Below are 26646 nucleotides of genomic sequence, written 5' to 3' on the forward strand. Positions count from 1 at the left end.
CTTCAATTGGAGGAGGCACCCTGGGGCACAGCGTTTGCCCCGGACTCACCGCGAGCTCAAAAAAAAACGATCCCTTACCGGCCCGACCCCACATGCAATTACACGACCTCAACTCACAGCCCGCCGAACTCGACCTGACCCTGCTGGATCTCGGGCCCCTGGCCTGGGTGCTGGAGGAATTGCGTAAATCGCTGGAAGGCTCAACCAAGGCGCTCAAACGTTTCATGCGCGAGACCGAGGCCGGGCGTGACTCCGACATCGGCGCGCTGGACGCGGGCCAGTTGCGCATCGCCCGCCAGCAGCTGCACCAGGCCGTGGGCGCGCTGGAGATGGTGGGCATGAGCGCCCCGGCGCTGGTGCTGCGGGCCATGGAAACCGCGGTGCAGAAATTCATACAGTCGCCGGTGCAGTGCAACCAGGATGCCGTGGGCAAGATCGAACTGGCGGGTTTTTCCATCGTCCACTACCTCGAAGACGTGCTGGCGGGAAAACCGGCTTCGGCGGTCTCGCTCTTCCCCCAGTACCGCGACATCCAGGGCCTGGTCGGCGCCGACCGCGTCCACCCCGCGGACCTCTGGGTCTTCGAGTGGCGCTGGATAGAGCCGGTGCTGGACATCACCGTCCCTGCCTGCGAATACGGCGATGAAACCCGGCAACTGCTGGACCGCCTGATGCTGACCCTGATACGCACCGGCGATCCCGAGGCCGCGCGCAGCCTCAGCGACACCTGCCTGGGTTTTGCGTTCACGCAAACCGCCATTGAGTCCAGGACCTTCTGGAAAATAGCCGCCGGCTTTTTCGAGGCGCTGGCGCAGGGCCTGTTGAACGTCGACCTCTACGTGAAGCGGGCGACCCTGCGCGTGCTGCTGCAATACGTGTGGCTGGCCAAGGGCGCGGAGGCCTCGGCCCGGCTCGCCGAAGACCTGCTCTTCCTGTGTTCCCAGGCGAAAGTCCAGCGCTCCAGCGACTCGCCGGTGCTGTCGGCGGTGCGCTCGGCCTACGGCCTCAAACGCTTCAAGCCGGTGGACTATGAGTCGGTCCAGTTCGGCCGTTTCGCGCCGGCCCTGATCGCCCAGGCCCGCAAGCGCATCGCCTCGGCCAAGGAAACCTGGTCGGCGGCGACCGCGGGCGACCTCGGCAAATTCAAGACGCTGACCGACCAGTTCGCCCTGGTGACGGATTCGCTCGTCAAGCTACACCCGCCCAGCGAAGTGCTGGCGCGCGCCATGAGTCGCGTGATTGAAAGCACGGTCGCATCCGGCCAGCCGCCCAGAGCCGAACTGGCGCTGGAATTCGCCACCGCCGTGCTCTTCCTGGAGGCGGTGTTCGACGACTTCGATCCCAACGACCCCCAGCTGTGGGCGCGCACGGCGCGCCTGGCCGAACGGCTGCAGAGCGCGCGCGACGGCGGCCCCGCGCAGCCCCTGGAGTCGTGGATGGAGCAGCTCTACCAGCGCGTCAACGACAAGCAAACCATGGGAAGCGTGGTCGGCGAGCTGCAAACCTCCCTGGCCGCGCTGGAAAAATCGCTGGACCTGTTTTTCCGCACGCCCGAAGACACCCAGCTGCTGGCCGTGGTGCCGGGGCAGCTGGCGCAGATGCAGGGCGTGCTCTCCGTGCTGGACCTGGACCAGGCCGCGCTCGCGGTGACGCACATGCGGGAACTGGTCGAGCGCATGCTCAAGCCCGGCGCCGACGAACAAAAGGCCCACGCGGACGGCATCTTCGACAGGCTGGGCAACAACCTGGGCGCGCTGAGCTTCTTGATCGACATGCTCAACTACCAGCCCGCGCTGGCCAAGCGGCTGTTTGTCTACGATGCCGCCAAGGGCGAACTCAAGGCCGACAAGGAAGCTTAGAACCTGTTCACGCGCTCAAGAGGTTCTTATTCCCAGACCGTGTACGGCGGCGGGTTGTTGTACTGGGTGCTGAACTCGAAGGCATTGCCCTCGAAGTCAAAGCCCGGCACGTGGATGTTGCACCACAGCCCCCAGTTGTAGGGCGCGCCGACGGCCACCAGGGTCATATCAATGGTCTCCGCCGTGCCTTGCAGCGCCACCGGCGGGGTATAGCCGCTGCCGCTGAACTGGCCGCCCTGGATCGCGATCTGCATCGTGGTGTACACGCCGCTGGTGTCGTAGTACAGCAGGAAGGTGAAGCAATAGTCCTCGCTGGCCTGCCAGACCAGCCGCACCGGCAACGCGTCGCCGCCCACGACCGCCGGCCTGGCGGTCCCGGGCGCCCAGGGTCCCAGCGTGAGCAGCACGCTGGCCGGGCTGGCGACCGAGGTCGCCGCGTTCAGGTCCGAGCTGAAGCCGCCCTGGTCGTCAAAAGGCAAGGCATAGGCGCGCCCGCCTAGGGTGACGGCGGGGTCGTGCAGGAAATTGGCGAAGGCGCTCCAGGTGCCGCCCGCGGGATAAAACTGCGAAAAGGTCAGCAGGTCCGGCGTGGTGGGCAGTATGTCCAGCGGCGAGCTCACGCTGAAACGACTCACCGGCGCGCCGGCCGGCAGGGACACCGTCATCGGGATATTGGCGATCTGGAAGGAGGCCATGTCCATCTGGTCCACAAGGCCCGCCGTGGTGGCGCCCCCGCCCAGGCTGACGGTCGCGGTGGTGGCCGGGTTGCCGGGGCTGATGCCGCCCTGCAGGAACTTCCAGGTGGTCGCGTAGCCGCGCCCCAGCGCAGTGACGATCACGTTCTCGATGGCGCCCAGCACCGCACTGCTGTTGGGCGCGGTGAGCGGTTGCTGGGTGTTGTCGGCAAACACGCCGCTGGCCCCGAACACCATCATCGAAGGCGGCGCGTAATACATCAGGCCCTTGGTCGGTGTCCACCAGGCGGGCGGCTGCGGCACGGCCGCGCCGAAAGGCGTGGTCTTGCCGGCGGGGGAATTGGTGCTGAAGAAGGGATAGTAGAGGTTGTAGGTCTCGCTGTTGCCGCCGGTGAACTGCAGCACGGTGTAGGTGTTGCTGTTGCCGTCGATGTCGATGATGCCGCCCACCTGCACCACGTTGCCGGTGTAGATGTGGTTGCCGTTGTTGTTCTGCTCGACCTGCAGCAGGCCGGGGTTCTTCTTGTACCAGGCAAAAAAATTGTCGATGGCCGCGTCGAACCAGGTCGCCAGCGCTGTGGTGGGCGGCGTGATGAAGAACAGCTCCACCGGGCTGGTGCTGGCGGTGAAGGGGTTGGTGGCGGCGCTGCTCGCGCTGGCGATCACCACGGCGCTGCCCGTGGGCGTACCCGGCAGGCTGCTCACGGTGGCGCCGGCCGGCATGAAGGGGCCGCTGACCGGCATGCCCACGCTCAGGCCGCCATTGGTGGGGGCCGGGTTGCCCGGGCCGGTGATGCTGAAGGTAGCCAGCCATGCGCCTGGGGTGCCCGAGACGGCAAGGGTTCCCTGCAAGCTGGTCGCCAGCAACTGGCCGTTGATCAGGTCGTTGGGATTGAGTAGGCGGTAAGGCGTGCCCGCGTCGCTGCCCTCGGGGTACACGCAGTCGGCGAACGGCGCGAGCGGGCCCACCGCCATGGCCTTGAAGTTGCTCACCAGGGTCTGCCGGTCCAGCGTGGGCACGATGCCCGAGCCGGCGCCAAAATTCGGGTCGTGGGGCGTGACCTGCACCGTGAACGGAATGCCCAGCTGGTCCACCTGGGTGATGTCCAGGTTGAGATTGTCCGGGGGGGCATGCTTGGGCGCGTTGGCCGCGGTGCAGCTGAGCGTGACTTCCACGAAGTCATAGAAAAAATCCGCCGCGGCCGCGGTGGGCCCGCTGATCTTGTTGTTCGGCGCGGTCACCGCATCCGGCGAGTTGCTGAAGTAAAGCCGCGCCGAAGGAAACTGCTTGCCGGCATCCAGCTGGATGGCGCCGCCGGCCTTCTTCAGGTCGGCCAGCGTGAACAGGGGCGCCAGCGTCCCCGGTTCGGCCACGGGCGTGGCGACGCCGGTGGCAGGGTCCATGCTCCATGCCTGGTTCAGGGTTTCCTGCGTGAGGAACAGGTAAATCGCCTCATCGGCCAGGCCCGATGCCCCGCCGTTTTGCTGGCTGTTGTTGACGATGCTGAGGGTAACGTGGTTTGTCATGGGAGTCCTTGGCCGGAAGAGGTTGGGGGAGTGGTCAGTGCCTGAAAGGCGGCCGGCTGGAACCAGTTCTGGTCCACGTCGCCGGCCACGCCGTTGATGGGTGTTCCGCCATTGACGGCGCCGTTGCTGTATTGCCAGCAAGCCCAGTCCCGCCAGGGCGCCGGGACGGACGGCTGCGCCGCATAGTCGGCCAGCCACAGCCTGCGCTTGCCCAGTGGGTCGCAACCCGGCAGGGGCGCGAGGTTTTTCCAGAACCCGCCGTCGGTGTAAATCATGGTCTGGCGGCCGAACAGCTTGTCGGCGGTATCGGTGAAGTCCAGCACCCATTGCAGGACATACGTGGGGCGGCGCTGGTCCAGGGTCTCGATGTCCAGCACCGGCGGCAAATCATTCGTCCCCAGCGTCTTGACCATCCCGAAAAAATGCTCGGCCTGGGTGGAGGCGTCGCTGCCCGGGCGCCCGAAGTGGTAGGCGCCGCGTGTCAAACCGGCGGCCGCGCATCCCGCCCAGTTGTCCTTGAAAAAAGGATCGACGACGTACATCCCCTCGGTGGCTTTGACAAAAGAAAAAGCCACGCCGTTGCGGGCCACCTGGGGCCATTGGACTGCGCCCTGGTAGTGGCTCACGTCTATGCCGCGCACCCACATGCCCGGCCCCTCAGACGACGTTGTTGAGCATGTTGACCTGCGCCTGCAGCAGGCCGTCTATCCTGAGCACCGTCTCCAGCGGCAGGTGTTCATCCCACATCACGCCGCAGTTGTATTGCAGGGGCTCCGGGCTGGCCACGCTGCCGCTGACCTTTTGCTGAAAGGTGGTGGTCACGCCGTCCGTGGCCTGCACGCCAAGCCCCCAGTGGTCCCAGCCGTACCAGCTGCTGGACTTCATGACCATGGTGTAAACGGCCGACCCGTCCGCGCCCAGCACCGTGTGGCCGTTGAGCTGCGCGGTGATGGTCATCAGCGCCACGCGGCAGGCATCCTGCGCGGCCTCGTCGCCGTTCAGCGCGGTTGGGAGGTTTTCGGCCAGCACCTGGTGAAAGGGCACCGTCTGCGGAAAGATGATGTCGGTGGTGTTGAAGAAGTCGTCGTTCAGGCCGGTCGGCACGCGCTCGTTGTCGAACACAAAAGCGCCCTCGTCGGAGTTGTAGATGGTGGGCGCGGTGTAGGCGTTGTCGGCGCTCTCGTACTCGCCGGTCAGGGCCCAGCCCCAGCAGGCGGTATAGATAAAGGGCGCCTGGTCCGAGGTCGGCACGGTTTCACCATCGCGCGAATGGTCTTCACCGGCGGGCGCCAGCAGGTTGCGTTGAGCATTGCTGAGGTAAGGCATGGACTTCTCCGTGAATGAAATTTCCGTGAGTGGCAGCCGCCACCTCGATGAGCAAATTGTCGGCACGGATCCATGCGCTGGCGATTACAAGGCATTACAGGCGGCGGGGTTGGCGCACGGCACGCGCTAACACTTTGAGACTCAAACGGGTCCGCGCATTTTTTTCAACGCAACGTTTTGACTTAAAGGCGCAGGCGCGCTGCTGGCGGCAACCGCCGCAAGACGGCAATGCGGTGGCGTACAGGCGCAAGACCCGATTGAATTGCGCCGGGATTTACGCCATGCTGTGTGGACACAGGGCGCGCATGGCAGGCGCCCGCCCCGGCAGGGATTGCGCATCCGGGCCAGGGCTGCTTCCCGATGAACGCGCATGCCTTGTGAGATTTAAATCAAGGCAATTAATGCCCAAACGGCGCGCTTGTGTAAATACGCGCCGCGGCGCTTGACGACGATCGAACGTCTCGCAGATACTGCGGCCGACCGATACGGTTTTTCAACACGGGCAGGATGCACAGCGCCACAGAGCGATGGCTCTTCCCATGAGGCTTGATGGCAAGGAGGGAGAAGGCAAGTGGCTATTTTGAGAAACCGCGTCACGCAGCGCAAGATTTACCTGCGCACGCACCATGTCTTCGGGCGGGGCCGTTCCGCCGACACCCTGCTTGAAAACCCGGACGCCTCGCAGCTGCACGCCTCGGTGCGCTGGACCGGCAAGGCCTGGGAACTGCGCGACCACAGCCGCAACGGCACCCTGCTCGACGGCACCCGGCTCTCCAGCACCAAGGGCCTGGAACTGCGCGTGGGCGCCACCATCAGCTTCGGGCATGAAGGCGGGGCCGCCTGGCTGGTGGAAGACCTGTCGCCGCCGCGCAACCTGCTGTGGCCGCTGGGCCACGACGATCCCTACATCCCCCTGGGCCGATCCAACCTGCTGCCGCAGGGGGTGGCCGCCGAGCTGTCCATCCATCACAGCGAAAAAGGCCAGTGGGTGTGCACCACCCCCGAGGGCAGCTGGGTCCTGGAAGACGGCGACGAAGTCCGCTTTGCCGGCAAGGTCTGGTGCTTTCTGCTGGCGGCCGAAGTGGTCTCCACCATGGACTGCATGTCCGCAAACAAGGCACAGATGAGACGCTCGCAGCCGGCGCTCTTCTTCAAGGTGAGCCAGGACGAGGAACATGCCTGGCTGGAGCTGCATGACGCCGGCCTTCACCTCAACCTCGGTGAACGCTCGCACCACTACGCGCTGCTGATCCTGGCGCGCCTGCGGCTGGCCGACGCGCAGCGCCAGTTCGCTCCCCACGCGCAGGGCTGGGTCGAACTCGATCGCCTGGCCAAGATGCTGGGCCTGGACCCGGGCCACCTGAACATCCAGATCTTCCGCATGAGAAAGCAACTGGCGCTCGCGATGCCACCCGGCGCGCATGTGCCCGAACTGATAGAGCGCCGCCGCGGCTCGCTGCGTTTCGGCAACCTGCGCTTTCGCATCACGCGCGGCGCCGCGCTGGAGGCCGACTTCGATCCGCTGGCCGGCGACCGGAGCTTCCCCGAAGAGTCGCTCGTGGCCTGATCCCGTCCCTCCATGACACGGGTGCCCTCACGCGGCTTCCCCGTGGGCGTGCCGGGCTACCAGTCGCTGGGTTTGCTGGGGCAAGGCGCATCAGGCCAGGTGTTCAAGGCCAGGCAGCGCAGCACGGGCCAGTTCGTCGCCATCAAGATTCCCCATCCGGCCTCGGCGGACAATCCCGCGGCGAGGCGCCGCGTGCAGCAGCGCCTGCACCAGGAGACCCGCGTGCTGGCCATGCTGCAGCATGCCCATGTGGTGCGGCTCATCGACAAGGGCCTGGCGGAGGGCGGGTTGATCTTCGCGGTCCTTGAATTCATCCCGGGAGAAACACTGAGGGATTTTTTGCAGCGCAACGGCGGCCTGCCCCTGCCGGACACCATGGCCCTGATGGCGCAGCTGCTGGACGCCCTGACCTTTTTGCACCAGCACCAGGTGGTGCACCGCGACCTCAAGCCCGAAAACCTCATGGTCGTCTCCACCGGGACGGCCCTGCACCTCAAGCTGCTGGACTTCGGGCTGGCCAGCCACCGGGGCGAGCCGCGCTTCGTGACCGGCGCCGAAGGCACGCCCGCCTACTGCGCGCCGGAGCAGCTGCGGGGAGAGCCTTGCACACCCGCGACGGACATCTATGCATGGGCCCTGATCTTCCTCGAGTGCCTGAGCGCCAGGCCCTGCGTGCAGGGCGCGGACATGGGCGAGGTGCTGCAGCGCCAGCTCAGCGCGGAATCCATCGCCCTGCCCGAGGAACTGGCCGGACACCCGGTGGCGCCGCTGCTGCGGCAGGCACTGCACAAAGACCTGCGGCGGCGCGCGTCCGATGCGGCGGGCCTCTACCTCGACCTCGTGCAATGCCTGGCACAGCTGCGCGGCGCGCGCCAGGCCTGGATGGCGCCGGGCGCCCCCGCAGACGGCGGCGCCCGGCAGCTGACGCTGGACAGCCTGGACATCCTTCCGGCCGAGCCCCCGGACGCGGAGCATGCGCTGGGCATCCTCTGCGTGGGCCTGCGCCTGTACCCGGCCCGAAATTCCTCGCTGGCCCTGCCCTACCTGCAGGAGATGCGCGAGCAGCAGATGCGCTGGTGCGCCAACGCCGTGCAAGGCGGCCAGGGCCAGAGCGCCGGTGTGCTGGGCGACTGCATGCTGTTTCATTTTGAACAGGGCGCGAGCAGCGCGCAGAACCTGCAGCAGGCGGCGGTCGCCGCCATGGACCTGTGCACGCGCGTGCAGCGCAGAAGCCGCCTGCTGGAGGTCCAGCACGGTGTGCGCCTGGAAATATCGGGCGGCATCCACAGCGTGCGGCCGGCTTCGCGCCACGACGCCTCCAGCCGCAACCAGGGCGCCAACGTCGCGCTGCACCTGAACAGCGTGGCCGAGCCGGGTGCCATTGTGGCCAGCCAGCATGCCCGCCGCGAACTGGCGGCCAATATGCAGTTTGAGGAATACCTGGGCACGGCGGCCGCGCGGCATGCGGGGGAAGAAAGGGTGTTCCGGCTGATGGCCGACCTCCAGGGGTGAGGGCCGCCCGGCCCCCGCGGCCTCAGAGCATCAGCCGCTCGACCTGCTCGACCGGGTAGTTGCGCCAGCGCCGGTTCAGGGTCTCCTTGGGGCTGGTGTTGCGGGGGTGCACCCGGGCCACGTAGAGGTGCTGGTCGGGATTGACCACGATGCGCTTGTGCCGCGGGGCCCAGACGAAGGCGTTGTCTTCGCCCACATTGATGTCGGCAAAAGGCGCGCCGCGCCAGAATTCCCGGCGGTAGCACAGGGTCCCGCCGCAGACCCAGGGCGAGCGCCCGTCGTACACATACTGCCAGGCGCGCCGCCCCTCGGGCGCGTAGAAGAACACCTTGTCCAGGCCGCAGATGTCCGCGCCCTGCTCCAGCAAGGCCCTGACCTGGGAGCTGAGCCAGCCCGGTGCCATCCAGTCGTCGTCGTCCCAGTGCGCGATCAGCTCGCCGCGGGCCATCTCGCAGGCGACGTTGCGTTTGGCGCCCAGGCTCAGCTTGCGCTCCAGCCGCATGTAGTGAATGGCTTCGTGCGACGGGATCAGGTCGGCCACGCTGTCGCGTCCGTCGTCCAGCACGATCAACTCGCGCGGGCCGTAATCCTGCGCCAGGAAGTTGCGGATGGCCTGCGGCACGAAGTCGCGCCGGTCGGCGGTGGGCATGATGCAGGACACCAGCGGCCGCGCGGCCGCCATGGGCGCCGGCACGGTGGCGGCGGGCGGAAAATAAAAATCGCGGTCGCGCTCCAGGCAAGGCGGCTGCGGCACGCGCGCCCAGGCGGTTTGCTGCAGGTAGTGGCCTTCCCTGAATTTCCAGGTGTTGTTGTCGTGGCGCACGTAGATGTGCAGCTCGCGTCCCGGCAAGCGGCACAGGCGCGCGCCGCCGGCCAGGACCTTGAGCAGAAAATCGGCATCCTCGCGCAGCGAGGTGGCGGGATAGCGGCCGTGGGTCTCCCACAGGCTGCGCCGGAACAGCAGGGAGCCGCCGCTGACGTTTTCCACGAACATGCGGCGAAACAGCGCGCGGCTGGGCGCCCAGAACTCGGCCTGCGCCCGGGCCATGAACAGCATGTCGTTCAGCCCCGTGATGTCGGCGATGTTGTGCAGGATGGGCGCGGCCTGGCGGCTCAGGCGCTGCTCGCCGTACCAGTCATCGTCGTCCCAGTGCGCGACCAGCTCGCCCCGGGCCAGGCGCACCGCTTCGTTGCGCTTGGCGCCTATGCTGGTCCTGGGGGCCACCCGCACGCAGCGTATGCGTTCGTCGCTGATGCCGGCGGGCAGGTCGCTGTCTTCCTCGTAAACGATGATGAGTTCCAGCGCCGGGTAGTCCTGGCGCTGGAAGTAGCGTATCGATTGTTCGACGAAGGCGGGCCGGGCGCGCGTGGGCATGATGCAGCTGAGCAGCGGCGCCCCGGCAACCGGTGCCGGGTCCGGCACCGGTTGCGGCGGGGCCAGGGCCGCGGCCGGCGGCACAAAGATGCGCATGCGCTCGGGCATGGCAAAGTAGCGGCACTGCTCGCCGGCGCAGTGCGCGTGGTAAGGTGCGGGCGGGTGCTGGGCCTCGCCGCGCCAGGCGCAGAAGCGGTCCTGGTACAGCCGCTTGCTGGTGTCCAGCAGGCTGTCCTCCAGCCGGGACCGCCGCGGGCAAGGCGGCGCCCGGTGCACAAAAGCGCCCTGGGCCCAGACCCCGCGAAAGCCGGACCGCGCGGCGCGTATGTTGTAGTCCATCTCCCAGCACGGCCCCTGGGCATAGGCCGTATCGGCCACGCCTATGGCGGCCACCACTTCGTTCCTCACCACATAACAAAAATCGGACAGGCTGTGCAGCGGCTCCAGCGTGACGCAGGCATGGCCGAACCTGGCCGCCAGCGCATCGGCCTGGTTCCACAAGGCGTCCTGCGACTCCCCGCAGGCCGGCGCCACGGCCTGCTCGTTCCAGCAGCGGTTGGTCGAAGGGCCGGCCAGGCCGTGGCTGGGGTCGGCGTCCAGCGCGGCCAGCAACAGTTCCAGCCATCCCGGCGTGACCCGCGCGCCGTTTTCCAGGAACACGTAGATATCGGCCGGCACCCCCACCAGCCGGTTAAAGCATGCGGCCGCGCCTTCATGCACAGGCCCACGCAGTTGCTCCAGGCCCGGCAGGGCCTCAAAGCGCGCCTGCAGCGCGACGGCCTCGGCCTCGTCGGCCGGGTCCGGCAGCAGCCGCAGGCCGAAGGGCATGGGCGTGTTCTCGAACAGGCTGGCCAGCGTGGCCGCCAGCGCATGGTCATGCGCGGCCACATACACGCCGATCAGGATCTGGCGCTCTTGCGGGGCCGGCATCTACCACTCCTCGCGGCTGGCCAGCAGGCCCGCGCCCAGCAGCGCCTCCAGCGTGCGCCAGGGGCTGCCCGGGGTTTCGTCGCCCCAGTCGCCCACCGCGTCCAGCAACTGCTCCAGCGCCACCGCCTGGGCGTTCACCGAACGGTAAAAGCGTGGGTAGCACAGCAGCAGTTCCTCCGCGCAGGCGCGTATCAGCGCCTCGCGGCGCGCCGGTTCGGGGGCATGAAAAGAAACATACAGCGTGGGCAGGCCCATCTGCGGCAGGCGCCGCCACAGGCCGGGGATCAGCGTGTACTCGCCGCCCTCGATGTCCATCTTGATGAAGTTGCAGTCGTCTATCCCATTGAGCGCCAGGAAGCTCTCCAGGTCCAGGCCATGGACCTCGCGGCAGGGTTGGCCGACTGCGCCCGGTGCGGCCAGCATGCCCGACATGCTGTCGCCGAAGCGGCTTTGCTCGCCGAAATAAAGCCCTCCCGCGTAGAGCCGCAGCGGCCCGCTTTCAGGGCTGATGCCGTAGGGGTAGAGGCTGATTCTGGACCGCAACGCGGGATTCGCCTCGACATTGGCCGCCAGTTCGGCAAAAGCCACCGGGTCCGGCTCCAGGGCATGGGCACGGCGCGAAAGCATGGCGCCGTACAGCACCGTGGGCCCTATCCAGGCGCCCATGTCGATGTAGGACCGGTCGGGCCGCAGGAAGCGCTGGAACACCTCGAAGGTCTGCGGCTCCCACAGGCCCTCGCCCACGCGGCGCCAGAAGTCCCTGCGCGCATGGCCGGCGCAAACCCGGAAAGCGCGGTGGTGCACGAACACGCTGAGTTCCTGCAGCTCGTCGCCGGCTGGCGGGCCGGCCTGGAGGAGCTTGGCTTGTTGCATGGGCGGTCCCCCTTGCCGCTTACCAGACCGTCGCAGGGGCCGGGCCCGAGATCGTGGCGCTGAACTCGAAGGCATTGCCCTCGAAGACAAAGCCCGGCACATTGATCTTGCACCAGACGGCGCCGGCGTAGGGGCTGCTGCCGGCCGCCAGGCGCATCTGGATGCTCACGCCCTGCTTGAGCGAATCCTGGGTTTGCAGCGACAGCGGTAAATAGTAGTTGTTGCCGTAGAAGTTGGTCTTCTTGCTGCGCGGCTCGCAGACCATGGTCACATAGTTGCCGTTGTCGTCGTAGACCAGCAGGAAGACGAACTGGTAGTCGGCGCTGGCCTGCCAGAACAGCCGCACGGTGTTGCCCGGGACGGTCTGCTGCGCCGGCACGGCGCGCACCGGGTAGAAGTTCAGCACGCCGGGGCCGTGGGGATAGAGGTCGCTGACGTCAACTGTGGTTCCGTTGTTCAGCGGAATCGCGGTATCGGGGACCGGCGTGCTGGACGACATCGGCACATCCGTCAGCGGCGGCACCTGCTCGGCCAGCGTGGAGTGGCGCGCGGCGCCGGAGCCGTCGCAGTTGAACACATAACCGCCGAACTGCGTGACCACGCTGGGGGCCTGCACACCCATGCCGCAGGAGGGTACGAGCTGCAGCTGGATCAGGTTCTCCCCGGGCAGCTGCGGCGACTTCTGCAGGCGGCGCACGGTATCGCGATGGTCCAGGCAGACCTCCAGCCCCCAGGTGATGCCGGCCAGCGAAAACACGCCCGCGCCGTCGTAGTTGAGCACCTGCTGCTCGCGCCCCGGTCCGCCCGTGGTCGAGGGTGCCAGGTGGTCGACCTCACCGAGCAGCAGGCTGTTGGGGCCGGCCGCGGTGGCGAGGAAGTCCACGCCCGACATGAGTTCCTTCATCACCACAACCGCGCCCGCGTCGCCCTGTGCCGCCACGCCTCCCAACTGCACCAGCGCGAAGTTGTAGACCTCCTTGTTGGCCAGCGGGTCGATGTCGTAGGGCGGCGTCTTGAGCGTGGGCGAGGACACGCCCAGGATGGTGCCGAAAGCGAACATCCAGTCGGCCCAGTCCGCGAGGGCGGCGTAGCCCTGCAGCCTGGTGATGATCTTCTGCACGTCCTCCATCCCGTAGGCGCCGTTCGGGCCCCGGAAAAAGAACTCGGGCGCCATGAAGACATTGAGGGTGTCGCTGGGCACGGGCGGCGACGAGGGCGGCGATGCGGACTGCTGCAGCACATCGTACGCGGTGTCCATGGCGCGGAACATCAGCGAGCAGCGCGCCTCGAGGTCAAGCTCCAGGTTGTCCAGCCCGAGGTAGCTGTTCGAACCATCGGGATTCAGGCCGGGCGCCGTGTCGAGCACGTAGCCTATGAATCGGACATTGTTGTAAGCCATGCTGTTTCTCCTGTTAAAAATGCTCGGGGGTCATCGGATGAGCGGCGCCAGACCGTAGGTGAACTTGATGATGTGGTTGACGTACACGTTGATCGGACGCGTTTCGTACTGGCTCACCTGGACCGGGGGGGACTGGCCATCCTCGGTCACAGGCCCGGTGGTCGGCGTGGAGGTGCTGCTGGACGCGCCGGACGCCGTGCCGCTGGACGAAGGGGTGGCCGGCGCGGGCGCGCTGTCGTAGTCGTGCGCATGGGTTTGCAGGGCGAAGGACTGGGTCGAGCCCACGCCGCTGCTTTGCCCCTGGCCGCCGGGCGGCAGCTGGCGCGTGGCGATGTCGGGATCGTTCTGGGTGCCCGTGCCGACGCCGCGCAGGAAGTACCCGCGGTAGTCGGGAATCAGGAACTGGTTGCCGCTGCCGCCATAGACATAACCCAGCACGGCGAACAACTCGGGATAGTCATAAGTGGGCAGCGAGCGGCCGTCGCAAAACATCCAGCCCCAGGCTTCCAGCGGGTCGGTCACGTAGTCCTGCGGCGCCGCGGGACTGGCCGCACCGGCGCTCTCGGGCGCGCCCAATGTGCCGGCAAAGGCCGTGACGGAGCCGACCGGCAGCTCGCCAAAACCCGGGCGCACGAAGAAGGGAAGGTTCATGCCCGGCGCCATCATGTCGCGGCACTCCCCGGATTCTCCAAACGCCCAAAACTCTCTATGGCCGCACCGGGCACCAGCTCGGCACAGGTCTCGTCCAGCACCTGCATGGCCGTGGGCACCAGCACTTCCCAGCACGGGCCTATGGGCCGCACCGGATGGCGCGCCGGCCCCGACAGCTTGAGGTCGTTGACCAGCGGCACGTCGACCGGGTTGGCCGGCGCCAGCCGGTCAGCCGAGGCCCACAACATGCCGGACGAGTAGAAATACAGGAAAGCCATCACATGGGCGGGCTGCACCGGCAGCAGCACGCGCGCCTGGTCGGCCTGCAGAAAGCTCGCGAACAGCGCGTCGTCGTCGGCGGCCAGGCTGCCCAGCTCCACGCCACCGCCGCAGCCAGGGCCGGGGCTGGCGTAAAAGCTGTAGGCCATTTCATTCCATTCCAGCACTTCGTCGAAGAACTGCAGGTAGCGCGGCTCGTAGACGGCGAACTCCGAGGGCGGCGACTGCGCGAAACCCCGCTCGTTCATGCCGGTCAGCGTGAGCATGCGCTCCAGCAACAGGCGCAGGCAGGCGTTCCGAAGTTCGCGCTGCTCGATCTGCCGGTTCGCCAGCGGCGAGCGCGTGGCCGCGCGGCCTTGCGGGCCGCCCTCGACGCGGACCTGGTAGGCGGCCAGCCGCTCCTGGTAGGCGCGCATGACGGCGGCGTAAATACGGATGCGCCACTCGTCCATGCAGCGCTCCGAGGGCGCGCACTGGATCTCGACGTTGACCTGCACCTGCGCGTCACTGGGCGGGGAAATGCCGGGCGGGTAATCGAGCACCGACACCGGCACGCTGTCGTCCTCGCCGGACAGCGCCGTTCCGTCCGGGCTGCCGGGCGGGGTGATGGCCTGCCGCCCCACCAGCACCACGGGCGCCGGCAGGCCGGCGGGCGCGCTGACGTAAGCGACAAAGGCCTTGGTGGCGCAGTAGCCGGCGGGAACCGCGATCTGCTTTTCCTCGCCGTCGCGCAGGGTGGCCGAGGCGAAACGCTGCGCCAGCGGCGGCGGCGCCAGGTCCAGCACGCCGTAGTAGGCGCCCAGGCCGGCGTAGTTGCCCGGCTGGATGTCCTTGAAGGTGGCGATGTGCAGCCGCGGCGGCGGCACGGGCTTGACGAAGTCCTGCCCGGCCATGGCCTGCTCGCCCGCGATGAAGGCGGCGGCGGGCTTGCACACCATGAACTCCATCATGAGGCGCTGGCCGTAGTTGACGACGCAGGCCTCGTACACTTTGTTGAGCCAGCGATAGACGCCGCGCAGGCTGTGCGTGCCGGCCGTGTTGTCGACCAGGCTGACCACCGAGTCCTCGGTCTGGCTCATGGTGCTGCTGGCGCGCGTCAGGCTCACGCTGCGGCTGATGCGGTTGACAGTCTTGTTGAGGATGTCGCGCGCAAAACGTGTGGTGTCGTCCAGCCCCGGCGTGGCGCCCGGCTGCACCGTCTTGCTCCACGACCCGTCCAGTGTGGCCTGGGTGGGCGGGCCGTAGCTGCTGGTGAAATTGTTGTACTGGTTGGTTTCCACCACCCCGGCCACGGTCTTGCGCGCCTCTTCCTGCAGGTTGCTGCGTTCGTCCGCGGCGTCGTTCTGCAGCAGCTGCTTTTCGCCGCTGCTTTGGCGCAGTTCGTCGAGCTGGCGGTGGGTGCGCTTGTTGGTCACCTCGCGGCGCTCGCCGCGCATCACGTTTTCGATGCGCGCGACCTCGCCGCACTGGTAGCGCAACAGGCGCTGGCGCACCATCTGCAGCTCGCCGATGGCATAGGGCTCTATCCAGCCCGGCAGCCCCGGCGGCGGCGAGGCCGCGGCGGCGCCCTGCGCCGCCGGCAGCGGAAACACCTGCTCGCTCAGCACCGGCGTGGCATGCAGCAGTGCATTGATCTGTGCGGTCGTCAGGAAGGGAGGGTCCGCGGCGACGGGCGCTGACGCGGGATTGCCTTCAGTTGCGGCAGCGGCCGCTACCCCGGCGGCGGCACCGGCCTGCGCCATGCTTTCAAAGGGCTGCAGCGCCACCTCAATCAGGTGGGCCATGAGCAGGGCCCGGGTGAACTCATCGAGCAGCGCGGTGTCGTAGCCCAGGGTGATCACCAGGGCAAAGTAGCTCTGCCAGACGCCGTCCAGCGTTTTGGCATAGTCGGCGGAATCAAAATAGCGCCAGTCCAGCGCATAGCGCGAGAGCAGCCGCGTGACCCGCTCGCAGGCCCTGGCCAGCCAGTCCGCCGGCGCGCCCTCCAGCGGGGGCAGGCGCATAAAAAGTTCGGGGAACCGGCTGACGGGACCTGCAAGGCTGTCCATGTCGCGGATGAAGTCGCCTGGGTAAACACTGCCGTCAATGAAATCGACGGCCAATTGCTGCGCGGCCTCGCGCGCGCCCTGCGGCTGGTTGCGCGCGCTGACCAGGTCGCCGAAAAAACCGCACCATGGCGGGCTGGCGCCGGCGTAGCGGACGAAACCGTAGAGCAGGTCGTCGGCGCCAAGCTTGGGCCAGCGCCGCACATAAACATAAGGGAAGAGCTCGTCGGGATGGGTGGTGACGATGGGGAACGGCTCGACCGGGTCTATCGGGGGATCCGGCTCAATGGGCGGGCCTGGCGGGCCCGGCGGCCAGGGCGGGCCGGGCGGCGGCAGCGGCCCGCGCGCGGGACAGGCCACCATGACGCCCTCGAAATGGTGGTCGTCGTTCTGCCCCCTTATGCCGTAGTGGATATCGGCGAAGATCGCGGTGTTGGTCACGCCGTCGATGTGCACCGGCGTTCTCTGTTGCAGGTAACCCGTGACGTAGCAGCCTGAACGGAACTTGAATTCAAAAGGCCTGGCCGGCCACTGCCGTGTGATGGTGACCAGCTGGCTGTCGGCCGGGCCGGACTTGCAGGACACATTGGCAAGGGACGGGATGTCGTCGCCCGGCTCACGGTTGATGGTGAAATCGAAAACCAGGCAGCCGTCCATGGCCGACCAGCTTCTTTTGACCATTTCGTTCACTCGGACGCTCCTGTGGGATGGGCATGCGGCCCGCAACGCCGGCGCGCGGCGCTGGGGCCGGGCGCCGGCGAGGCGGGTTTAGCACATCACGATGTTTTCGAGGTTGAAGGCGAAAGGCGTCGAATTGGCGCCGGGGCCGCCACCGGTCATGACGATGTCGGCGCTGGCGATGCCCAGCAGGGACAGCTCGGTGTTGATGTTGGAGATGATCGCCGAGTCCATGACCTGGCCCTGCACGATCTGCGAAGCCACGCCGATCCAGATGGTGGGCTTGAACTCGAACACCGCTTTTTGCTGCGGTGCGATCGAGGTCTTGATCGCCAGCAGCTTGCCGGCCTTGTAGATGCTGGCGTTGATGGCGCCCACGGGCAGGCTGTTGAGCACCTGCACTTCCTTGGAGCTGGTGCCGGCGCCGGCAGGCACCAGGCGGTCTCCCGAGGTCGTCAGCGCCATCTGGAACAGCTGGCCGTTCTGCGCGTCGAGCTGCGGCGTGTAGTTGCCGTAGCTGTCGCTGGCGCCGACCTGCATGGTCATGGGGAAGGTGAAGGGATGGTTGTCACCCTGTCCGCAGTAGCGGATGACCTGCCAGGCCACCGCGAGCTCGTCGAAGTTGGTCGCGACGTTCTTCTGGAAGATCACGATCTCCGAGTTGTTCGCGTCATTCGAGTTGTTGATGAAATTCAGCGCAATATCCATGGTTTACTCCTGTTGATTAAAAAAGATGGCAGCGCACCGTGCGTTGCCCGTTTGCCATCGTTGCCCTGCTGCCCCGGCGGCGAACCCTGCGTGTCCAGTCCCGGCGGTCTCCCTCAGGCCTGGACGATGTTTTCGAGATTGAATTCGTAGGCTGTGGAGCCCTCGCCCGGCCCGCCGCCGGTCATCACGATGTCGGCGCTGGCGATGCCGATCAGCGAAAGCTCGGTATTGATGTCCGACATCACGGCGGAGCTGATCGGCTGGCCCTGGATGACCTCGGAGGTCACGCCTATCCACAGCGCCGGCTGGTACTGGAAAACCGCCTTCTGCCCGGGAGAGACCGAGGTCTTCACGCCCATCAGGCGGCCGTCCTTGAAGATGCAGACATCGACCGCGCCCTGGCTCATGTCGTTGAGCACGTCCAGCTCGGTCGACGCGCCGGCCGGCCCGGTGTACAACAGGCGCCGGCTGCCGGTGGGGGTCTGGACCAGGCTCAGCATCTGGCCGTTTTTGGCCTTCAGGCGCGGCGTGAAGTTGGCGTGCTCGTCGGTGATGGACACCTCGTAGCCGTCGGGGTAGATAAAAGGGTGGGTGCAGTCGCGCCCGCAGTAGCGGATCACCTTCCAGGCCACGGACAGCGCGGCCATGTTGGTCAGCACGTTCTTCTGGTAGATCACCACTTCGGACTTGTTGCCGTCGTTGGACTTGTTGACGAATCGCAGTTTGATATCCATGGTGCTTCCCTTGGTGGCTTGCCTGCTCGGGGCCGTCAGGCCTTTGCGTTTCAGTGGTGCTACTCTAGGGAAGGCTCATGGCCAAAGCGATTACAGGCAATTACAGAAGCGCGTGTGAAAATTTCCCTTGCGCGGCGGCCTGTGATGGGCCGTGAACGAAGCGGCGGCTCCCGCCACCGACCCATCGGGCGGCGCCGGGGCTTGCCATAAACTTGATGCACTTGTGCCGTGCAGGCGCACACGATGCGCCCGCCATGCCCCCCCCGATCCGAAAGTTACGCCATGACCCAACCAGACACGCCCCAGCCATCCGCCGCGCCCCGGCTCACCAGCCTCTCGCACGGCGGCGGCTGCGGTTGCAAGATCGCGCCCGGCGTGCTCAGCGAGATCCTGAAAAATTCGGGCAACCTGCCGGGCCTGAACATTCCGCCGCAGCTGCTGGTGGGCATAGAGACCGCGGACGACGCGGCCGTGTACCAGCTCAACGACGAGCAGGCGCTGATCGCCACCACCGACTTCTTCATGCCCATCGTGGACGACCCCTACGATTTCGGGCGCATCGCCGCGACCAATGCGATCAGCGACGTCTACGCCATGGGCGGCACGCCCATCATGGCGCTGGGGCTGGTGGGCATGCCGGTCAACGTGCTGCCGCTGGAAACCATAGGCGCCATCCTGCGCGGCGGGCAGGACGCCTGCCGCGACGCCGGCATCCCGATCGCGGGCGGCCACACCATCGATTCGGTGGAGCCTATCTACGGCCTGGTGGTGATGGGCCTGGTGCATCCTTCGCGCGTCAAGAAAAATTCCGGCGCGCGCGCCGGCGACCTGCTGGTGCTGGGCAAGCCGCTGGGCGTGGGCATACTCTCGGCGGCGCTGAAAAAAGAAAAGCTCGATGCCCAGGGCTACGCCCGCATGGTCGCGCTCACCACGCAGCTCAACAAACCGGGCATCGCACTGGCGCGCATGGAAGGCGTGCACGCATTGACCGACATCACCGGCTTCGGCCTGGCCGGCCACGGCCTGGAACTGGCGCGCGGCGCGGGCCTGCAGGTCCGCATCGACTGGCAGCGCGTCCCCCTGATCCCCGGCGCGCGCGAACTCGCGGCGCAAGGCTGCGTGACCGGCGCCTCAGGCCGCAACTGGGCCAGCTATGGGGCCGAAGTCAGTTTGCCGGCCGGCTTCACCGAAGTCGACAAGGCCCTGCTGAGCGACCCGCAGACTTCGGGCGGGCTGCTGGTGTCCTGCGGCGCGGACAGCGCGGACGAAGTGCTGGGGATTTTCCGGGCCCAGGGATTTGGGGATGCGGCCGTGGTTGGGGAAGTTGTTGCAGGCCAAGGCATGGCCGTTCGCTGAAAAAAGAGGCAGAGAGCCTGCCACAGGCGCAATACCCCTAGGGTAAACCCGGAAATTTTTTGTCAGTCTTTATTCAGTGCGGCGGCGGGCATCCGTCGTACCATTCATGCCTCGGCGTACCCGGTGGGTACTTTCTCATTCAAAAAAACTGATCGGAGACATCCCCCGTGTCCGCACTCCTCAAATTCGCACTGGCCTATGACTGGCTGACCACGCGGCTGGGCAAGATCGCCGCCTGGGCGGTGTTGTTTGCAGCGCTGATTTCAGCCGGCAACGCCTTCGTACGCTACGGCCTGGACATCAGCTCCAACGGCTGGCTGGAAATCCAGTGGTATCTGTTCGCCGGCACCGTGATGCTCGGCGCGCCCGTGGTGCTCAAGCTCAACGAGCACGTGCGGGTCGACATCATCTACGGCAAGCTCAAGGGCAACGGGCCGGTCTATGTGGACATTTTCGGCCTAGTCTTCTTCCTGCTGCCGGTGATGGGCCTGATGGCTTACCTGAGCTGGCCGCTGTTCATGAGCATGTACCTCTCCGGGGAAGTTTCGGGCAACGCCGGCGGCCTGATCCGCTGGCCCGCGATGCTGCTGCTGCCGCTGGGCTTCGGCCTGATGTTCGTGCAGGGCATCTCGGAAATCATCAAGCGCATCTGCTACCTCCAGGGCAAGTTCGAGATGGACACGCACTACGAAAAGCCGGTTCAGTGATCCGTTTGCATCGCTCGTTCCCATAAAAATACTTTCAGGACTACCCCATGCAAATGGAAAACTTCGCCCCGATCATGTTCGCGGGCCTCGTGCTGATCATGCTGATCGGCTTCCCCGTCGCCTTCTCGTTGGCCGCCCTCGGGCTGGGTTCGGGCTTTCTGGCCATCGAGATGGGCTGGTTCCCGGCCAGCTTCATGTCCAACCTGCCGCTCAATATGTTCGGCATCCTGTCGAACGAGCTGCTGCTGGCGATTCCCTTCTTCACCTTCATGGGCGCCATCCTTGAGAAGTGCGGCCTGGCCGAGGACATGCTGGACTCCATGGGCCAGCTCTTCGGTCCCGCCAAGGGCGGCCTGGGCTACTCGGTCATCATCGTCGGCTTCATCCTGGGCGCCATCACCGGCACGGTGGCCGGCCAGGTGATCGCCATGGCGCTGATCTCTCTGCCCGTGATGATCCGCTATGGCTACAACATGCGCTACGCCACCGGCGTGCTGGCGGCCTCGGGCACCATCACGCAACTGGTGCCGCCCTCGCTGGTGCTGATCGTCATGGCCGACCAGCTGGGCCGCTCGGTGGGCGACATGTACAAGGGCGCCTGGGGCCCTTCCATCCTGCAGGTGCTGATTTTCGCGGGCTACACCTTCATGCTCGGCGTGTTCAAGCCGCACCATGTGCCCGGCGTTCCCAAAACCGCGCGCACGCTCAACGGCTGGGCGCTGTGGGCCAAATGCCTGCGCGGCATCATTCCCTCGGCCATCCTGATCTTCGCGGTGCTGGGCTCCATGGGCGGCCTGCCCGGTATCGACAAGGCCATCGCCACGCCGACCGAAGCCGGCGCCATGGGTGTGGTGGGCGCGCTGGTGCTGGCCGCCATGCACAAACGCCTGACCCCCGCGCTGATCTGGGAAGCCATGATAGGCACCATGCGCCTGACGGCCATGGTGGTGTTCATCCTGATAGGCGCGCGCGTCTTCTCGATGGTGTTCCAGGGCGTGGACGGTGCCAAGTGGGTCGAGCACATGCTCAGCGGCCTGCCCGGCGGCCAGACAGGCTTCCTGATCGCCGTCAACCTGTTCATCTTCTTCCTGGCCTTCTTCCTCGACTTCTTCGAGATCGCCTTCATCATCCTGCCCATGCTGGGCCCGGTCGCCGACAAGCTGGGCATAGACCTGATCTGGTTCGGCGTGCTGCTGTGCGTGAACATGCAGACCAGCTTCATGCACCCGCCTTTCGGCTTCGCGCTGTTCTACCTGCGCGGCATCGCCGACACGCTGTTCAAGGAAGGGCGCATCCCCAAACCCATCAAGTCCAACGACATCTACCTGGGCGCGATTCCCTGGGTGGCGATGCAGCTGCTCCTGGTGGCGATCGTGATCTTCGTGCCGCAGACGGTGACCGTCTTCCTCGACAAGCCCGAGGTGATAGACCTGGACAAGGTCAAGATTGAAGTGCCGGTCGACGACAGCGCCACCCCGCCCGCGGGCGCGGCCAGCGGCGCGGCAGGCAGCGACCCGCTGGCGCCGCCGGCCGAGCCCAGCTCCGAGGACGAACAGAAAAAGGTCGACGAGCTGTTCAAGACCAAATAAGCCGCCCGCATCACAGGCTGCCAGCGCCCCTTTCGCGAGGGGCGTTTTTTTTGCTACCCTGGGCCGCAAGCCCACGCCAAATCCCTGCCCGCAGATCATCATCCCGCCCCGCCATGGACCCCACGCCCACACCCAGCCCCTACTTCGGCCCGCCGCCCTTCAAGTTCACGCCCACGGGCGGGAGCATCTCGGGGCCGGCGTTTTCCGTGACCTTCAAGATCCTGGCCACCCTCATCGTGGCGGGACTGGCCGCGGCCTTTGTGCAGGCCTGGCTGGCCGGCAGGGCCTCGGGCACATCGGCCGCCGGCGGCTGGTTTATCGCGGGCCTGCTGCTGGTGGGCTGCACCTGGTGGTACATCCTGCGCAGCGTCACGCGCCTCGACGAGCAGGGCTTGCACCAGAGCTGGGTCTGGGACAAACACATGGAGCTGCGCGAGCTGGCCTACGGCAAGCTGATCCGCGTGCGCGGGCTCGAATGGCTGATCGCGCCGCGCCTGTATGTGCGCACGCTGATGGGCAAGTTCGCGGTGTTTTATGCCGCCTCACCCGAGATGGTGGCGGAGTTTGAGCGGCTGGTGAGCGAATTAAAAACTTTCCGAAGCCAAAGGTAGTTGGCACACCCCCGTCGAGGCTCACTGCGTGTAGCCTCCTCCCCCCTTGCAGGGGGCGGTGCCTGCGGTCTGGCAAAGCCAGTCCCGCGGTAGATATTGGCACACCCCCGTTGAGGCTCACTTCGTGTAGCCTCCTCCCCTCTTGCAGGGGGCGGCGCCTGCGGTCTGGCAAAGCCAGTCCCGCGGCCCCTGCTTGACCTGACTCCAACGTCTACTTCAGGCGAAAAAAAACCGCGACGTGTCGCGGTTTTTCTATGCACCGGCGTGCTTACAAGGTGACCCCTTGCATATACGTGTCGAAGCGCGACTCGGCGAAGCGGAACCAGAGGATCTGGTCCTTCTGGAAAGCGCGGTAGTCGCTGTAGATCTTCTTCCAGTCGGGGTTCTTCTCGGCCAGTTCGCCGTACAGGTCCATCGCGGCCTTGAACGACGCGTCGAGAACGGGCTTGGGGAAAGGCAGGATCTTGGTCTTGGCGCCCACCAGTTGCTTGAGCGCGGTCGGGTTGCGGGCGTCATACTTGGCCTGCATGTCGATGTGCGCGTGCGAGGCGGCGCTTTCGACAATCGCCCTGTACTCCGCGGGCAGGGCTTCAAGAGCCTTGTTGTTGATGAAGAAGTCCACTTCGGGACCGCCTTCCCACCAGCCGGGGTAGTAATAAAACGGCGCGACCTTGTTAAAACCCAGCTTCTGGTCGTCGTAAGGGCCCACCCACTCGGCGGCGTCCAGCGTGCCTTTTTCGAGCGCCTGGTAGATTTCGCCGCCGGGCAGGTTTTGCGGCACCACGCCGAGGCGCTCCACCACCTTGCCGGCAAAGCCGCCGATACGGAACTTCAGGCCCTTCAGATCGGCCACGGTCTTGATTTCCTTGCGGAACCAGCCACCCATCTGGGTGCCGGTGTTGCCGCCGGGGAAGCTCACGAGGTTGTACTTGGCGTAGAACTCGTTCATGAGCTTGCGGCCGTTGCCCTCGTACATCCAGGCCGACATCTGGCGCGAGTTCATGCCGAAAGGAATGGCCGCGCCGATGGCGAAGGCTTCGTTCTTGCCGAAGTAGTAGTAAGGCACGGTGTGGCACATTTCCACGGAACCCTGGCCCACGCCGTCGACCACGCCGAAAGCGGGCATCAGTTCACCTGCCGCATGCACGCTGATCTGGAACTTGCCGCCGGTCATCTCGCTGACCTTCTTGGCGAACACTTCGGCGCCGCCGTAAATCGTGTCCAGCGGCTTGGGGAAGCTGGAAGCCAGGCGCCAGCGTATGGTGGCCTGCGCGTGAACCGCGGGGGCGATGCCGGCCGCGAGAACGCCGGCAATGCCGGCGTTTTTGATAAGGGAGCGACGATCCAAAATGCTATCTCCTGAAAGTTTGTCAAACGTGCGGGGCCTGAATGGCGCCCGCCGGACCTCTCGAGCCGGAACGGCCGGTAAAGGCAGCGTCCTCCAGCGAAGGCCAACCGGGATTTTGTCAGCTTTTTACTTCGAGATCACACCGTTTTGCCCACCTGTTTCAGGAATAAAAAAGCCGCCTCTGGGAGGCGGCTTGCAAATTCCTGACGGGGCGCGAAGGCCCCGCGGAAATCAGAGCTTCTGGGCTTGCATGAAGCGGTCGAAGGTGGCCTCGGTGAAACGGAACCACAGGTTCTGGTCGGCGCGGAACTTGGAGTAGTCGGCGTAGATCTTTTTCCAGTTCTCGTTCTTGGCGCTGAGCTCCTCATACAGGGCCATGGCTTCCTTGAAGGCGGCATTCATCACGTCGGTGGGGAAAGGCCGCAACTTGGTGCCCGCGCCCACCAGCTGCTTGAGAGCGGCCGGGTTCTTGGCATCGTATTTGGCCTGCATCTCGCCGTGGGCCTGGGCCGCGGCGGCCTCCACGATGGCCTTGTACTCGGGCGAGAGCGCCTCGAAGGCCTTGTTGTTGATGAAGAAGTCCAGCTCGGGGCCACCCTCCCACCAGCCGGGGTAGTAATAAAAGGGCGCGACCTTGTTGAAGCCGAGCTTCTGGTCGTCATACGGACCCACCCATTCGGCGGCATCGATGGTGCCTTTTTCCAGCGCCTGGTAGATCTCGCCGCCGGGGATGTTCTGCGGCACGCCGCCAATGCGCTCGAGCACCTTGCCGGCGAAGCCGCCAATGCGCATCTTCAAGCCCTTGATGTCCTTGACGGACTTGATTTCCTTGCGGTACCAGCCGCCCATCTGGGCGCCGGTGTTGCCGCCCGGGAAGTTGACGATGTTGTACTTGGTGTAGAACTCGCGCATCAGCTTCAGGCCGTTGCCTTCGTACATCCAGGCGCTCATCTGCCGGCTGTTCAGGCCGAAGGGAATGGCGCAGCCCAGCGCGAAGCATTCGTCCTTGCCGAAGAAATAATAAGGCGCGGTATGGGCCGCCTCGATGGAACCTTGTTGCACGCCGTCGACCACGCCGAAGGCGGGCATCAGTTCGCCGGCCGCATGGACCGATATTTCGAACTTGCCGCCGGACATGTTCTTGACGGCCTTGGCGAACACCTCGGCCGCGCCGAAGATGGTGTCCAGCGATTTCGGAAAGCTCGATGCCAGGCGCCATCGAACGGTGGCCTGGGCATGAACGGCAGGCGCCACGCCGGCAGCCAGCACGCCGGCGATGCCGGCATTTTTGATTAATGAGCGACGATCCATAAAACTCTCTCCTGAAGTTATTGAAGTTGTCCGTAGGGGGTCCGCCACACGGCCGGGTACTGCAATAGTTGCAGCGTCCCGGACGCGCCGGCGGAGCATGGACACTTTGTCACTCTTTTTCAGAAAGTTACCCCGTTCTTACCCGTAGATCAGCACAGATTTTTCCAAAAAAAAGCCGCCCCATGGGCGGCTTTTTCCGGCACGGGCCTGCGCGGCAGGCGTGCTCGGGGCTTGGCGTCCGGGCAAACGGCCCGGCAAGGTCTGCTTACAGTTTCTGGCTTTGCATGAAGCGGTCGAAAGTGGCTTCGGTGAAACGGAACCACAGGTTCTGGTCGCCGCGGAATTTCGAATAATCGGCGTAGACCTTGCGCCAGCTTTCGTTCCTGGCCGACAGCTCTTCGTAGAGCTTCATGGACTCCTTGAAAGCCGCGCTCATGACGTCCGCGGGGAAGGGACGCAGCTTGGCGCCTGCGCCCACCAGCTGTTTGAGGGCCGTGGGGTTCTTGGCGTCGTATTTGGCCTGCATGTCGACGTGGGCCGCCGCACTGGCGACTTCGACGATGGCCTTGTACTCGGGCGTGAGCGCGTCGTAGGCCTTCTGGTTGATGTAGAGGTCCAGTTGCAGGCCGCCTTCCCACCAGCCGGGGTAGTAGTAATTGGGCGCCACCTTGTTAAAGCCCAGCTTCTGGTCGTCGTAGGGGCCTATCCATTCGGCCGCGTCTATGGTGCCTTTTTCCAGGGCCTGGTAGATCTCGCCGCCGGGAATGTTTTGCGGCACGCCGCCCAGGCGCTCAATGACCTTGCCGGCAAAGCCGCCGACGCGGAACTTCAGGCCCTTCATGTCGGCCAGCGACTTGATCTCCTTGCGAAACCAGCCGCCCATCTGCGCGCCGGTGTTGCCGCAGGGGAAGCTGATGATGTTGTATTTGGCGTAAAACTCGCGCATCAGCTTCAGGCCGTTGCCCTCGAAGGTCCAGGCGCTCATCTGGCGGCTGTTCAGGCCGAAGGGTATCGCCCCGCCTATGGCGAAAGTCTCGTCCTTGCCGAAGAAGTAGTAGGGCGCCGTATGGGCCGCTTCGATGGAGCCCTGCTGCACGCCGTCGACCACACCGAAGGCGGGCATCAGTTCGCCGGCCGCATGGACCGAGATTTCAAACTTGCCGCCCGAGATCGCCTTGACGTGTTTGGCGAAGGTCTCCGCGCCGCCGTAAATCGTGTCCAGCGACTTGGGGAAGCTGGATGCCAGGCGCCAGCGAACGGCGACCTGCGCATGAACGGCGGGCGCGACGCCCGCGGCCAGCACGCCGGCAACGCCCGCGTGCTTGATGAGTGAACGACGATCCATCAACTTGACTCCGAAGTATGAAAAATAAAATTCCTTGGGGCCTGCGCATGCGCCGGCCAGACTGCCTGCGCAGGTCCTGGGGAATTCTAAAAATCAGGGGAGTGTGGGCCGGGCGGGTAAACCCTTGAAGAGCTGACAAGAACCTGTCGGCCCCCACGTTCGTTCACTGCGTGTAACTCCCGAGGCCTTGCAGGCCGCGGCTCGCGAGACGCTTCGCCTCT

21 protein-coding genes are annotated in these 26646 nt (G+C 65.8%); 8 read left to right on the plus strand and 13 right to left on the minus strand.

Annotated features, from left to right (window positions below; all coding sequences use genetic code 11):
- Positions 1-92: 92 nt before the first annotated feature.
- Positions 93-1859, plus strand: coding sequence for a hypothetical protein (locus PMI15_RS13310; protein ID WP_007869589.1), 1767 nt, complete (start codon positions 93-95; stop codon positions 1857-1859).
- 26 nt (positions 1860-1885) lie between these two features.
- Here the strand turns inward: PMI15_RS13310 and PMI15_RS13315 are convergent, their stop codons facing one another.
- The 3 genes from PMI15_RS13315 to PMI15_RS13325 are packed head-to-tail and all read right to left on the minus strand — an operon-like array spanning position 1886 to position 5407.
- Positions 1886-4081 carry a beta-1,3-glucanase family protein gene (locus tag PMI15_RS13315; protein WP_007869592.1) on the minus strand — a complete coding sequence of 732 codons (2196 nt, stop codon included), beginning with the start codon at positions 4079-4081 and terminating at the stop codon, positions 1886-1888.
- The gene (locus tag PMI15_RS13320; RefSeq protein ID WP_007869595.1) at positions 4078-4728 is read right to left on the minus strand and encodes a glycoside hydrolase family 25 protein; all 651 of its coding nucleotides are present in this window, start codon (positions 4726-4728) and stop codon (positions 4078-4080) included. Before PMI15_RS13320 ends, PMI15_RS13315 begins: the two co-directional genes overlap by 4 nt.
- Positions 4729-4738: 10 nt before the next feature.
- Positions 4739-5407, minus strand: coding sequence for a hypothetical protein (locus tag PMI15_RS13325; RefSeq protein WP_007869598.1), 669 nt, complete (start codon positions 5405-5407; stop codon positions 4739-4741).
- Here PMI15_RS13325 and PMI15_RS25445 point away from each other — a divergent pair.
- From PMI15_RS25445 to PMI15_RS13335, 3 genes are all read left to right on the plus strand, one after another.
- Positions 5406-5537: a hypothetical protein gene (locus PMI15_RS25445; protein WP_255348958.1), complete on the plus strand. Its 132-nt coding sequence runs from the start codon at positions 5406-5408 to the stop codon at positions 5535-5537. The genes PMI15_RS13325 and PMI15_RS25445 overlap by 2 nt on opposite strands.
- Before the next feature lie 441 nt (positions 5538-5978).
- Complete coding sequence (locus PMI15_RS13330) at positions 5979-6974, plus strand: FHA domain-containing protein (protein WP_007869601.1); 996 nt, start codon at positions 5979-5981, stop codon at positions 6972-6974.
- A 12-nt stretch (positions 6975-6986) separates the two neighbouring features.
- Entirely contained in the window at positions 6987-8486 is a 1500-nt protein-coding gene (locus tag PMI15_RS13335) for a protein kinase (protein ID WP_007869603.1), read from the plus strand.
- Between the two features lie 22 nt (positions 8487-8508).
- On the opposite strand, the gene PMI15_RS13340 is transcribed toward PMI15_RS13335, so the two are convergent.
- The 7 genes from PMI15_RS13340 to PMI15_RS13370 form a co-directional block, all read right to left on the minus strand.
- Positions 8509-10791, minus strand: a complete 2283-nt coding sequence (locus tag PMI15_RS13340) for a glycosyltransferase family A protein (protein WP_007869605.1) — start codon at positions 10789-10791, stop codon at positions 8509-8511.
- The gene (locus PMI15_RS13345) at positions 10792-11664 is read right to left on the minus strand and encodes an FkbM family methyltransferase (RefSeq protein ID WP_007869607.1); all 873 of its coding nucleotides are present in this window, start codon (positions 11662-11664) and stop codon (positions 10792-10794) included.
- A 19-nt stretch (positions 11665-11683) separates the two neighbouring features.
- A complete protein-coding gene (locus PMI15_RS13350) occupies positions 11684-13063 on the minus strand; it encodes a hypothetical protein (RefSeq protein ID WP_007869609.1) in 1380 nt (459 codons plus the stop codon).
- 30 nt (positions 13064-13093) lie between these two features.
- Positions 13094-13714: a phage tail protein gene (locus PMI15_RS13355; protein ID WP_238541116.1), complete on the minus strand. Its 621-nt coding sequence runs from the start codon at positions 13712-13714 to the stop codon at positions 13094-13096.
- 11 nt (positions 13715-13725) lie between these two features.
- The gene (locus tag PMI15_RS13360; RefSeq protein WP_238541119.1) at positions 13726-16719 is read right to left on the minus strand and encodes a hypothetical protein; all 2994 of its coding nucleotides are present in this window, start codon (positions 16717-16719) and stop codon (positions 13726-13728) included.
- An 87-nt stretch (positions 16720-16806) separates the two neighbouring features.
- Positions 16807-17424, minus strand: coding sequence for a hypothetical protein (locus PMI15_RS13365; RefSeq protein WP_007869615.1), 618 nt, complete (start codon positions 17422-17424; stop codon positions 16807-16809).
- Positions 17425-17537: 113 nt separating this feature from the next.
- On the minus strand, positions 17538-18158 hold the full coding sequence (locus PMI15_RS13370) for a hypothetical protein (RefSeq protein WP_007869617.1): 621 nt from the start codon (positions 18156-18158) through the stop codon (positions 17538-17540).
- Between the two features lie 282 nt (positions 18159-18440).
- Between PMI15_RS13370 and selD the strand changes: the two genes are divergently transcribed.
- The 4 genes from selD to PMI15_RS13390 all read left to right on the plus strand — a co-directional run bounded on the left by selD (position 18441) and on the right by PMI15_RS13390 (position 22421).
- The gene (gene selD / locus PMI15_RS13375) at positions 18441-19514 is read left to right on the plus strand and encodes a selenide, water dikinase SelD (RefSeq protein ID WP_007869629.1); all 1074 of its coding nucleotides are present in this window, start codon (positions 18441-18443) and stop codon (positions 19512-19514) included.
- Between the two features lie 167 nt (positions 19515-19681).
- Positions 19682-20221 carry a TRAP transporter small permease subunit gene (locus PMI15_RS13380; RefSeq protein ID WP_007869632.1) on the plus strand — a complete coding sequence of 180 codons (540 nt, stop codon included), beginning with the start codon at positions 19682-19684 and terminating at the stop codon, positions 20219-20221.
- 47 nt (positions 20222-20268) lie between these two features.
- Complete coding sequence (locus tag PMI15_RS13385; RefSeq protein WP_007869634.1) at positions 20269-21810, plus strand: TRAP transporter large permease subunit; 1542 nt, start codon at positions 20269-20271, stop codon at positions 21808-21810.
- A 113-nt stretch (positions 21811-21923) separates the two neighbouring features.
- A complete protein-coding gene (locus tag PMI15_RS13390) occupies positions 21924-22421 on the plus strand; it encodes a hypothetical protein (RefSeq protein ID WP_007869636.1) in 498 nt (165 codons plus the stop codon).
- Between the two features lie 268 nt (positions 22422-22689).
- Here the strand turns inward: PMI15_RS13390 and PMI15_RS13395 are convergent, their stop codons facing one another.
- The 3 genes from PMI15_RS13395 to PMI15_RS13405 form a co-directional block, all read right to left on the minus strand.
- A complete protein-coding gene (locus tag PMI15_RS13395) occupies positions 22690-23769 on the minus strand; it encodes a TRAP transporter substrate-binding protein (protein ID WP_007869638.1) in 1080 nt (359 codons plus the stop codon).
- A 231-nt stretch (positions 23770-24000) separates the two neighbouring features.
- On the minus strand, positions 24001-25080 hold the full coding sequence (locus tag PMI15_RS13400) for a TRAP transporter substrate-binding protein (RefSeq protein ID WP_007869640.1): 1080 nt from the start codon (positions 25078-25080) through the stop codon (positions 24001-24003).
- Positions 25081-25345: 265 nt separating this feature from the next.
- A complete protein-coding gene (locus PMI15_RS13405) occupies positions 25346-26425 on the minus strand; it encodes a TRAP transporter substrate-binding protein (RefSeq protein ID WP_007869643.1) in 1080 nt (359 codons plus the stop codon).
- Between the last annotated feature and the right edge of the window lie 221 nt (positions 26426-26646).

This window comes from Polaromonas sp. CF318, from assembly GCF_000282655.1.
Classification (GTDB): domain Bacteria; phylum Pseudomonadota; class Gammaproteobacteria; order Burkholderiales; family Burkholderiaceae_C; genus Polaromonas.